Here is a 9,217-nt window from a genome sequence, read left to right as displayed (position 1 = left end):
ATGTCGCGCTCCTCGGCTTCTCTGGCCTTCAGGCGCCCACGGAAATAGTGCGCGTCCAGGATCTGCGCCAGCTTGAGCCCGGTGCCTTCCGCGGCGGCGGCGCGGGCGCGGATGAAGTTGTGCAGCCCCTCGATGCTGATGCGGGCCTTTCGCGGGTGGGTGCCGGCGTAGTAGTTGCTCACGCGACGGAAATACTCGCCGTCATAGAAGACGCCGATGCGCAGGAGCTTGTGGCTGGTGGACTGCATGAAAGCTATCTGAATCCGAGTAATTGGATAGGTGTGACTTGGCCGGGATGGCCTGTCCGGCATGGGCCGGGACAGGCGGCCGGCGTATCGCAGGCGACAGCGGGATCGTACGCTTGCGGTGCGCGCAAGCTCACGTGGACTCCACTGGCCAAAGCGCCCGCCTATCCTTGCCCCAACACACTCCATCAACGGGAAGGAAACGGGCCATGTTGAAGATGGATGCACGCTCGTAGCGTGCTGGTGCTGGTCGATTACCAGGGGCGGCTCATGCCGGCGCTTCATGGTGCACCGGCCGTGGTCGAGGCCGCGGTCGTGCTGGCTGACGCCGCGCGCGCTGGGCATCCGGATCGTGGGCACCGAGCAGAACCCGGACGGGCTCGGCCGCAACGACGAAGCCGTGCGCCGGCGCTGCGACGTGACGCTGTCCAAGATGCACTTCGACGCCTGTAGCGACGGGCTGGCGGAATTGCTGACCGAGGGTCGTGCGCCAGGCGACCAGCCCGCGGTCGTGATCGCAGGCAGCGAAGCGCACGTGTGCCTGATGCAAACCGCCCTGGGGCTGCTGGAGCGCGGCTTCCGGATCTGGATGGTCGAGACGGCGTGTGGCTCGCGCCGCGCTGCCGACAAGCTGGCGGCCATGCAGCGCCTGCGCGAGGCCGGCGCGACTGTCGTCAGCGATGAAATGGTGCTCTTCGAGTGGGTGCGCCATTGCCGCCACCCGCAATTCAAGGCGGTGCTGGACCTGGTCAAGCGCCGCGGCAGTTGAAGCGGCGAAGGCAGCCGCCTCACCGGCACCCCAGGCGCCACGCGCGGCCGAGGGCCAGTGCCACCGGCCCTCCGAGCCCTTCATGCAGGCGGCCGCCAACGGGTAGGGCCCTTGCGTTATGGTGTGCACGGGACGCAACGAATTTCCCTCCTGTTGCGTCTCGCAGTCTTCCGGCCCGCTGCTGTATGCGGGCTTTTTCTTGGCCTATGGACCTCCGCTGGCGCGGGTGCAGGACACCACATGCGGGGAGGCAACCCAGCATGATGACGCTCATGGCGAGAGTTCCAGGGCTGCCGTAGCCACGGACTTTCCCGCCTTCCCGCATGCGCAAGCCACTGCGAACAATGGCCTTGCACTGCGGGGAGAAAACAATGAATGGCAAGGGAGCACTGCTGATAAGCGCAGCCATCCTGGTCGCAACGCCGGCCTGGGCCGCCTGGACGGCTTTCGGCGAGGACAAGTCCAAGGCGGTCTGGTACGTCGATACAGACTCCATCCGCACCACGGGCGCACTGCGGGAGGTCTGGGCGATGAAGGACATGGTCGAGCCGGAAATCGACTTCGACCTCTCCAAGCTGTTTCTCGTCGAAGTTGATTGCCAGAGCCGGCGCCAGCGCCTGCTGCATCACCAGAGCTACCGGGGCCGCATGGGCGGCGACGAGCCCACGCGCGGCGGGATGACGTTCGGCGACTGGATGGCCGTCGCACCGGGCACGGTGGGTGGCAGCCTGAGCAAGGCGGTGTGCAACCGCGGCTGAGCGCCGCAACAGCAGCAACAGGGCAGGGCCGTAGGGGTGGTGATCGAGCGTGTTATTTCAGGCGGGCAGACCGGTGCGGATCGGGCTGCGCTGGATTGGGCGCTGGCCCGCGGTGTGCCGCACGGCGGCTGGTGTCCGGCCGGACGGGTCGCGGAGGACGGCACCATCCCGCCGAGGTACCAGCTCACCGAGATGCCCGACGGCGGCGGCTACCGCCAGCGCACCAAGGCCAACGTGCGCGACTCGGACGCAACCCTGCTCTTGTCCATTGCGCCCGAGCTCACCGGCGGCAGCCGCCAGACGATGATCTTTGCCAAGCAGCTCGCCAAGCCTTAGCTGCACGTGCACCCGGGCATGGATTAGCGGCAGGCGCTGAGCGCGTGAATCGACATCACCGCTATCTGAATTCTCAACGTCGCTGGGCGCGAAACCGCACCGCCATCAGCGCCCTGGCTGCAGCAGGGCTGCCGTGGCGCGGGCTTCAATGGTGCCGGGCTGCCCGGCCCGTACCAGGTGTAGCGCCGACATGGCGGCCAGCGTGGCCTGCTCCCCACGGCGGTCGTGTGCCAGTAGCCGCTGGATGCCCTTTTCCCAGCCCAGCAGCCAGCTCCTGGTTTCGCGACTGCGCCTGAGGAACGGGCATGCGCATGCCGGAGATTGCGCGCCTACCGAGAACCCTTGCTGCCAGATGGCCGAGTCCACGGCCGGCATGTCGTCATCGTCGTCCATGGATCGAGGCTACGAAGCCCGGTACCGACACGACAGTGAGACTTCGACCGCCGTGGCCAGGAGCTTTGTCATGGAAGCTGGACCGGCTGCAGGCCGCGCGCTGACCAGCCCTGTGCCGCGGCAGGGGCAGTGCGGCATGTTGGTTCCGCGCAGGCGGCGCCGTCTCATGTAGCGATGGCGTCATAGCCGCAGCCAGTGAACTGCAGCAGACACAAGCCGTGTCCGAAGGGGTCGGCGAAGGTGGCCAGGCGCCCCCAGGCGAAATCCGTGACGGGCTGCTCCAGCGTGGCACCGGCGGCGAGCATTCGCTGCACGGCTGCGTCGAGATCGTCCACGATGAAGTCCAGGTGCACTGGGGTCCAGTGGCGCCGGTAGTCGCGCTGCTGGACCGTGCCGGGCGACGGTACCGTGCCGGCGGCCTTGCGCAGCAGGTACAGCGGCGAGGAGCCGCCCAGCAGTTCCACCACGTCCGGGCCGAGCCGGCGCCCGGGCACCAACCCGAGGGCGACGATGTAGAACGCTTGGGCCCGTTCCATGTCGTCCACGTCGATGTTGATGAGGATCTGCACGGCGGTCCTGTCGGCTGTCGGGTCCAGCGTGGCGCACCTTGCCGGGCGTAGGCCTCGAACTCCAGTGGCGAGCGCGCATAGCCCAGCACCTCCAGCTCTAGCAGGTAGCGACGCAGGAAGCCTTCGCGACCCAGGCGGTCCATCTGGGCCACGTGCACGAGCTCATGGCGCAGCACGGTAGGGTCATCCAACGCCCAGGCTTTCAGCAGGATGGCATGGGCCATGGTGCGGCCGGCCTCGTCGCGGCTGACCAAACCGTGGCGTTGGGCCTCCTCGCGCAGCTCCACGTCCTCGGGCATGGGAAAAGCGTCCAGCACCACGACGCGGATGCCTTGCAGTCGCAGGACCCCCAGCCAGCGGACGTCGTCCATCTGGCGAGCCGTCAGCGGCCGGCCCAGCGGCAGATGGCGTGCTTCCACGGTGTCGTACCAAGCCCGCACGCGCGGATACAAACGCTCGAGCTTGATGCGCACGGCCGCAGGCGGCTGGTCTGGCAAGGGCATCTCCACGGCATGGGCCTTGCCATCGCCCCGGCAGCCGGCCGCAAGCGCGCCGAGGCCCAGAAGCATGGCCACCCGGCTCCGGAGTGATCGACAGTCCATGGTCTTGGTACGAAACCCGGATCGTCGTTGAAGGTTGATGTGACAGGCCGGATCGGGGCCATTGGATCGGGTAGAAAACGCAGCGCGCCAAAGCCAGCTCCAGGTCCGGGGCTGGCAGCCGCAGGCCGCCGCCGTCGGCCCGACCAGCCGCTCCACGTCGCGACCGGTCCGGGCCTCGGCTTCGCGGACTGTCACCTTGAACCCACCACCTTGTCGAGCTTCATGAGCCATTCAACCGGGCAGCTCCTGCGACGCATCGTGCGGCGCTTGCCTGCTGCTGGCCCTCGTTGTCATTGCACTGCTGCTTGGCGTGGCCGCGCCACGGCTGCTGCAGCGCCGGCAGCGCCCCCAAGCCTCGATGGCGCGGGTGCAGCTGGAGGCCCTGCACAACGCACTGCAGGCCCAGCGCGTGGATGTCGGCCACCAGCCCGGCCAAGTCTGAGGGCTGCAGGTGCTGGCGCAGCCACTGTTTCCCAGACGCGGTGCCGACGCACCCGTGGGATGGCTGCCAGGTCCATCAACCGCAGGGCACAGCCGGACGTGGGTGTACGTCCACTGCAGCCTGGGCCGTGACGGCGTGCCGGGCGGGAAAGGCGATGATGCGGACATCGGCCGTTGAACGGTTCCTGTGAACAACCACGCCTTGCCGACGAGGCTGCTTCGGAGGGAGCACGATGGATCGGGTTCGGGTTCTTGACGCCTGTCGCCGCGACGGCGCTCGTCTGGCCAAGACCTACCGGCTTGGCCGCATGGGACTTGGCGCCATCGAGCTGTGGCCCGAGGACGCGCCCGAGCCGTCCGCAGGCACGCCGGCACAGCCCTTCGATGCCTCGCCCTGGCTGGACCACGAGTTGTTCGGGCTGCTGCCGCTGGGCTGGCACGCGGCCACGAACCAGCGCGGCACCGTGCTGCTGCAGTGCGAGCCGGAGCCCGGCGAGCAGCTGATCGAGGCCGGCAACCTCATCGAGCGCATGGCCACGGGCAAGGAATCGGCGCCGGCCGACTGGCACCGGCTGTCGCAGGATCAGCGCTGCGATGTGCTGACCACCCGGTTGATGGTTGAGCCAGAAACGGCGCGGCTGATCGCGCAGCGTGTGATACGGAGGCTGGCACGGCTGCAGCCCGACAGCGGGCACACGTAGCCGGGCATGCATTCCCTACCCTGGACTGGCGAGGCCGGCGTCGGCAGCGGTGTTGCACAGACCCTGCGGCAACTTCAACGCCGATGGTCCGGTCAGGGTTGGGCCAGGTGCGCAAGCGCCTGGTGGGCGGTATTCCAGCCAGCACCTGCCCCGGGGGCGCCCCCCCGCAAGGCGAGTGCTGGCCGGTATCAGGGCCCACGGCGCTTTCGGGTTACGAGCCCTATGCTGGATCACGGGGAGCCCGGCAGGGCGAGGACTGGACACGACATGACAAAAGAAGCGCGTACCGCCTGGGTCGAAGGATTCGCGGCGGGAGAGCTGGACAAGTACGGATGCCCCTACCGCCCTGGCACCGTGGAGGCGAAGGCCTGGGAGGCGGGGTGGGGGCAGGGGCGGCTCAAGCGCAGCGGCAAGCCTTGCCGTGACAGGCCATTGCCGTCCGAGGTGGACGAGCCGCCTGCTGAAGCTTGACGGTCGTCCCGCGGCCGTGGCGTGTCGCTGACAGCGGTTTTCCCCGTCACGCTGTCGTCCCCTAGCGCGGGCCCAGCCGCTGGAGCGCGTCACGCAGCAGCGGCGCGGCATCGCTCACCGCCAGCACGCCTTGGCCTTCGAGCCAGGCATTGAGCTGCGGCGGCGTCGTCAGCCTCGGTTGAGGCTTGAACGTCAGGCCGCCCGGCATGACGACCAGCCTAGGCATGAAGCCGCTGCTGGTCAGCTCTTCTGCATCACGGTGTTCATCGATGCGACGCTGCCCGGGAAGGCAACCTGCCAATCGGCCAGGCCCTAGGGATAACTAGTGCCGGACGCTCCCCGCAGCGCCGATGGGAGAGGGCATGGCGAACTCCTCGCATGAGCGGCGAGCGCCCTTCCGAAGGCAAGGGAAGGTCGCGCCCTGACTTGCATTGAAAGCAATGTCGCCAGCTGCCCCAAGCTGCGGCGTGCGCTAGCTGGGAACGCCCCCAATCCTGCGAAAACCCATGTGATTGGATTGGACGGCCCGGGCTGCACGACGGCGGCTACCTCGGCCACCCGGCGGGCCTGCACGATGCGAGCTCCTTGCCAGGGCAACCCGCGTTGCCGCAGCCCGTGGTTCAGCCCCGGTGGATCGGATCGACCCAGGGCACGTCCTCGGGCGGCTCGACCGGCTCGATGTCGAGGTTGACCACCACGGCCTCGCCGTCGCTGCGCACGAGCACGCATTCGAGCTCCTCCGTAGCGCTGGCGTTGATTTCCTGGTGCGGCACGAAGGGCGGCACGTAGATAAAGTCGCCGGGGCCAGCCTCGGCCGTGAACTCCAGCTGCTCGCCCCAGCGCATGCGCGCCCGGCCGCGGACCACGTAGATCACGCTCTCCAGCGGACCGTGGTGGTGGGCGCCCGTCTTGGCGTTGGGGTGGATGTGCACCGTCCCGGCCCAGAGCTTTTGTGCGCCGACGCGGGCGTAGGTGATCGCTGCCTCGCGGTGCATGCCGGGCGTCTGCGCCGTGTTGGGATCGAGCCGGTTGCCCGGCACGACCCGCACGCCGTCGTGCCTCCAGCGTGGCGCCGCGGACTCCTGGTGCTGTTCGGAATTCGTCATGGCTTTTTCTCCTTTGCCAGCCCGGGGTCGCAGCTCAGCGCCACGCTTGGCAGTCACAGGGCCTCCAGTGCCAGCCTCCGGCTGTAGCTTGACGCGTCGGCCCGCTGCAGGATCTCGGTAGCCTACGCCACATCACGCCCGGTCCTGGGCGCTACCGGGCGCAGGCACCTGTGTCGGGCCTCGGCCCCTTGCTGGCGCTGCTTCGGCTCAGGCGCCGCGCGGAAGACCGGTGCCGGCGCACAGCCGCACAGGTCACGGAACTGACCGGCGGTGGGGGCCTCCGCGGGGAACAGCAGCGCCAGCGCGTGTTCGATGGTCTCGGGTCGTTCGGCGTAGCTGGAGAGCTGGCGCGCACCGGCATCGCGCTGCGGTTAAATGTTCCAATTCGCCGCGCTGATCCGCGTGATGCGACGCATATCGTCAACGCGACCGCGCACGCAGGTTGCCCGTGAGTGGGCCAGGCGTCGCGGTGCCGGCGCCAGCGCTCGATGGTTTCGACGTCGGCGGCGAACCGTCTTTACCCAGCAGCAGAGGTAGGCCCGTGAGGCGGCTGTATTTGATCGACGAAGCATTCACCGCCCAGCATGCCGATGCCCTGGAGATCGGCGTGGATCTGGGCTGTCCTATGGATGCGGCCTACATCGGCAGCGGGGCCAGCGGCCACGCGATGTCCTACGAGGACTGCCAAAGCAACGAAGGCACCCGCTGCGCCTGCACACTCGCCAGCCCGTATGGGCAGCAGTGCCAAGCGAGAGCGGTCGTCGCGTCGCTGCTGGCGCGCCACACCACCAACCCGGGCCAGGGGACGGCGTGAGCAGGTTGGTCCAAGCCAGCAAGTTCCTGAGCTTCGTGCTGCGCCACCAGCCTGAAGCCATCGGCCTGGCGCTCGACGCCGAAGGCTGGGGCAGCGTGGAGGACCTCGTCGCCGGCGCGGCCCGCCAGGGGCGGCAGCTCTCGCGCGAACTCATCGAGCAGGTCATCGCCATCAACGACAAGAAGCGTTTCGAGCTCTCGGCTGACGGCTTGCGCATCCGCGCGGTCCAAGGCCACTCGACGCGCAGCGTGGACCGCCAATTCGAGCCCAAGCAGCCACCCGACGTGCTGTTCCACGGCACGGCTTCGCGCTTCGTCGCCGCGATCACCCGGGAAGGTCTCAAGCCGGGCTCTCGACACTACGTGCACCTGTCGGCAGACGAACAGACCGCTCGCACTGTCGGCCTGCGCTACGGTTTGCCCGTGGTGCTCGTGGTGGATGCCGCGCGCATGCATGCGCAGGGCTTCATCTTCCACCAGGCAGAGAACGGAGTGTGGCTGACAGCCAGGGTGCCGCCGGCTTTTCTCTGCCGTGTCGGATGATTTTGCAGCGCCTGGAGCGCCGCCATTGCGTTTTCAGTGAGAGGTTCCGCACCGTGGCGCAGGCCAGGCATCGTCCCTAGAGGGTGTTATGCACTTTCTCCCGAGGCCAAGAACATCAAGGCCTTGGGCAGCAAGAGAGTGGCAAACACCAGGAAATGCAGCGCTGCCAGCACCTGAGGCATGCGTTCGAAATCGCGCGACAGTCGCCGAAAACGAGCCAGCCAAGCGAAGCTGCGCTCCACCACCCAGCGCCGCGGCAGCAGCACAAAGCCTTTGCGCGCCTCGGGCAGCTTGACCACTCGCAACTCGATCCCCGAGGCCCTGGCGTCTTGGCTGGCCTGCTGGCCGGTGTAGCCCTGGTCTGCCCACGCCACCTCCACCGTCTCACCGGTGGCTTCCTGTACCGCTTGGCAAAGTTGCTTGACCTGTGAGCGTTCCTGCTCGTCGGCGGGCGTGACGGTCAAGTCGATGAGATGGGCCAGCGTGTCCACGGCCATATGCACCTTGGAGCCCTTGCGCCGTTTGTAGCCGTCATACCCCGCGCGCTCGCCGCTCTCGACGCTGCTTTGCAGCGTGCGCGCGTCGAGCACCACGGCGCTTGGCTGGCTCTGGCGTCCCTGGCCGGCACGGATGATGGAGCGCATGTCGCTGACCATCGCCTCGAAACAGCCCGCTTCGCTCCAGCGCCGGAACTGCTGGCACACGGCTGCCCAGGGCGGAAAGTCGTTGGGCAGCATGCGCCACGGCGCACCGGCCCGGGCTAACCAGCGCAGCGCGTTGAATACCTCGCGCGAGCTGTGGCGTGTCCTCCTTCATCAGCGTGAGATACGGCGCCACGAACGCCCATTCCTCCTGGCTCAAGTCACTTGGGTATGGCTTCCTGCTCATCCAGCCAAGATGGGGCCGCGGCCGCTCAGGCAAGCCCGAAGTTCATAACACCCTCTAGGCAGCGGGCATCAGGCACAGTGCCAGGCAGCCCGCGGCCATGCCGGCGAGGCTTGGCTTGAGGCGAACACGACGCTCGGCTGCACTGCGGCGTCGCGGCCTTCTACCGCAACGGCTACCGGGCTAGCTTGGTGCCGCAATGGCTGTCCGCGCTCGATGGAGTGGTACAGCAACTCGAGGCCACATTGCCGTGGCCGATGTGGGCTGTGGCCATGGGCACTCCACCACGCTGAGGGCGCAGGCCTTTCCCAAATCGCGGTTCTTTGGCTTCGACGTCCCATGCAGGCTCGATCACTGAGCCCCAGCGCAACGCGGCAACCGCTGGAGTTGCGCCGCGGGTGACGTTCCAGGTGGGGCGGGCCGTGGGCTACCCAAACCATTGCTATGGGCTGATCTGTTTCTTCGACTGCCTGCACGACATGGGCGACCTGGTGGCCGCGGCGCAGTACGCGGCCAAGGTGCTGGCGCCCGGCGGCACGGTACTGCTGGTGGAGCCGTTCGCTCCGCGGGTGTCGTAATTTTTGA

General features: G+C 67.8%; 14 protein-coding genes and 2 pseudogenes. 10 read left to right on the top strand and 6 right to left on the bottom strand.

Annotation, left to right across the window (positions count from 1 at the left end):
• Positions 1 to 248, bottom strand: a 248-nt coding sequence (locus SM757_RS34040; protein WP_322468729.1) for a hypothetical protein, incomplete at its 3' end; no start/stop codon positions are given.
• A 219-nt stretch (positions 249 to 467) separates the two neighbouring features.
• On the opposite strand from SM757_RS34040, the pseudogene SM757_RS34035 reads away from it, so the two are divergent.
• From SM757_RS34035 to SM757_RS34025, 3 genes and pseudogenes are all read left to right on the top strand, one after another.
• Positions 468 to 1,014, top strand: a pseudogene (locus tag SM757_RS34035) (isochorismatase family protein).
• Between the two features lie 371 nt (positions 1,015 to 1,385).
• A complete protein-coding gene (locus SM757_RS34030) occupies positions 1,386 to 1,772 on the top strand; it encodes a surface-adhesin E family protein (protein ID WP_322468728.1) in 387 nt (128 codons plus the stop codon).
• A 39-nt stretch (positions 1,773 to 1,811) separates the two neighbouring features.
• Entirely contained in the window at positions 1,812 to 2,108 is a 297-nt protein-coding gene (locus tag SM757_RS34025; RefSeq protein WP_322468727.1) for a YpsA SLOG family protein, read from the top strand.
• Positions 2,109 to 2,213: 105 nt separating this feature from the next.
• Here SM757_RS34025 and SM757_RS34020 read toward each other — a convergent pair whose 3' ends face one another.
• The gene (locus SM757_RS34020; protein WP_322468726.1) at positions 2,214 to 2,501 is read right to left on the bottom strand and encodes a hypothetical protein; all 288 of its coding nucleotides are present in this window, start codon (positions 2,499 to 2,501) and stop codon (positions 2,214 to 2,216) included.
• A 164-nt stretch (positions 2,502 to 2,665) separates the two neighbouring features.
• Positions 2,666 to 3,070, bottom strand: a complete 405-nt coding sequence (locus SM757_RS34015; RefSeq protein ID WP_322468725.1) for a VOC family protein — start codon at positions 3,068 to 3,070, stop codon at positions 2,666 to 2,668.
• A gap of 164 nt (positions 3,071 to 3,234) precedes the next feature.
• Between SM757_RS34015 and SM757_RS34010 the strand changes: the two genes are divergently transcribed.
• The 4 genes from SM757_RS34010 to SM757_RS33995 all read left to right on the top strand — a co-directional run bounded on the left by SM757_RS34010 (position 3,235) and on the right by SM757_RS33995 (position 5,285).
• Positions 3,235 to 3,660 (top strand): hypothetical protein, encoded by a 426-nt coding sequence (locus tag SM757_RS34010; RefSeq protein WP_322468724.1) that lies wholly within the window; start codon positions 3,235 to 3,237, stop codon positions 3,658 to 3,660.
• Positions 3,661 to 3,982: 322 nt separating this feature from the next.
• Positions 3,983 to 4,114, top strand: a complete 132-nt coding sequence (locus SM757_RS34005; RefSeq protein WP_322468723.1) for a hypothetical protein — start codon at positions 3,983 to 3,985, stop codon at positions 4,112 to 4,114.
• 232 nt (positions 4,115 to 4,346) lie between these two features.
• Complete coding sequence (locus tag SM757_RS34000; protein WP_322468722.1) at positions 4,347 to 4,814, top strand: hypothetical protein; 468 nt, start codon at positions 4,347 to 4,349, stop codon at positions 4,812 to 4,814.
• A 267-nt stretch (positions 4,815 to 5,081) separates the two neighbouring features.
• The gene (locus SM757_RS33995; protein ID WP_322468721.1) at positions 5,082 to 5,285 is read left to right on the top strand and encodes a ribosome modulation factor; all 204 of its coding nucleotides are present in this window, start codon (positions 5,082 to 5,084) and stop codon (positions 5,283 to 5,285) included.
• Positions 5,286 to 5,346: 61 nt separating this feature from the next.
• On the opposite strand, the gene SM757_RS33990 is transcribed toward SM757_RS33995, so the two are convergent.
• Positions 5,347 to 5,511 carry a hypothetical protein gene (locus SM757_RS33990; RefSeq protein ID WP_322468720.1) on the bottom strand — a complete coding sequence of 55 codons (165 nt, stop codon included), beginning with the start codon at positions 5,509 to 5,511 and terminating at the stop codon, positions 5,347 to 5,349.
• A 394-nt stretch (positions 5,512 to 5,905) separates the two neighbouring features.
• Positions 5,906 to 6,391: a cupin domain-containing protein gene (locus tag SM757_RS33985; RefSeq protein ID WP_322468719.1), complete on the bottom strand. Its 486-nt coding sequence runs from the start codon at positions 6,389 to 6,391 to the stop codon at positions 5,906 to 5,908.
• A 556-nt stretch (positions 6,392 to 6,947) separates the two neighbouring features.
• Here SM757_RS33985 and SM757_RS33980 point away from each other — a divergent pair.
• Together SM757_RS33980 and SM757_RS33975 are read left to right on the top strand one after the other, a co-directional pair.
• Positions 6,948 to 7,205, top strand: coding sequence for a hypothetical protein (locus tag SM757_RS33980; RefSeq protein WP_322468718.1), 258 nt, complete (start codon positions 6,948 to 6,950; stop codon positions 7,203 to 7,205).
• A complete protein-coding gene (locus SM757_RS33975; RefSeq protein ID WP_322468717.1) occupies positions 7,202 to 7,747 on the top strand; it encodes an RNA 2'-phosphotransferase in 546 nt (181 codons plus the stop codon). The genes SM757_RS33980 and SM757_RS33975 overlap by 4 nt, the downstream gene beginning before the upstream one ends.
• An 86-nt stretch (positions 7,748 to 7,833) precedes the next feature.
• Here SM757_RS33975 and SM757_RS33970 read toward each other — a convergent pair.
• Positions 7,834 to 8,635, bottom strand: a pseudogene (locus SM757_RS33970) (IS5 family transposase).
• A 395-nt stretch (positions 8,636 to 9,030) separates the two neighbouring features.
• Between SM757_RS33970 and SM757_RS33965 the strand changes: the two are divergent.
• Positions 9,031 to 9,210: a class I SAM-dependent methyltransferase gene (locus SM757_RS33965; RefSeq protein WP_322468716.1), complete on the top strand. Its 180-nt coding sequence runs from the start codon at positions 9,031 to 9,033 to the stop codon at positions 9,208 to 9,210.
• Positions 9,211 to 9,217 lie beyond the last annotated feature (7 nt).

Origin of the sequence: Azohydromonas lata (assembly GCF_034427735.1) — a bacterium.
In the GTDB taxonomy this organism is placed as follows: domain Bacteria; phylum Pseudomonadota; class Gammaproteobacteria; order Burkholderiales; family Burkholderiaceae_C; genus Azohydromonas; species Azohydromonas lata.
Note: the sequence above shows the minus strand (reverse complement) of the source record. Positions and strands in the feature narration are given on the sequence as shown.

What these genes read in the sequence shown, in the direction of transcription:
- SM757_RS34030 (WP_322468728.1), top strand. Translation starts at nt 1,386, where the DNA reads ATGAATGGCAAGGGAGCACTGCTGATAAGCGCAGCCATCCTGGTCGCA.
- SM757_RS34020 (WP_322468726.1), bottom strand. Translation starts at nt 2,501, where the DNA reads ATGGACGACGATGACGACATGCCGGCCGTGGACTCGGCCATCTGGCAG.
- SM757_RS34010 (WP_322468724.1), top strand. Translation starts at nt 3,235, where the DNA reads ATGGCGCAGCACGGTAGGGTCATCCAACGCCCAGGCTTTCAGCAGGAT.
- SM757_RS34000 (WP_322468722.1), top strand. Translation starts at nt 4,347, where the DNA reads ATGGATCGGGTTCGGGTTCTTGACGCCTGTCGCCGCGACGGCGCTCGT.
- SM757_RS33995 (WP_322468721.1), top strand. Translation starts at nt 5,082, where the DNA reads ATGACAAAAGAAGCGCGTACCGCCTGGGTCGAAGGATTCGCGGCGGGA.
- SM757_RS33990 (WP_322468720.1), bottom strand. Translation starts at nt 5,511, where the DNA reads ATGCCTAGGCTGGTCGTCATGCCGGGCGGCCTGACGTTCAAGCCTCAA.
- SM757_RS33985 (WP_322468719.1), bottom strand. Translation starts at nt 6,391, where the DNA reads ATGACGAATTCCGAACAGCACCAGGAGTCCGCGGCGCCACGCTGGAGG.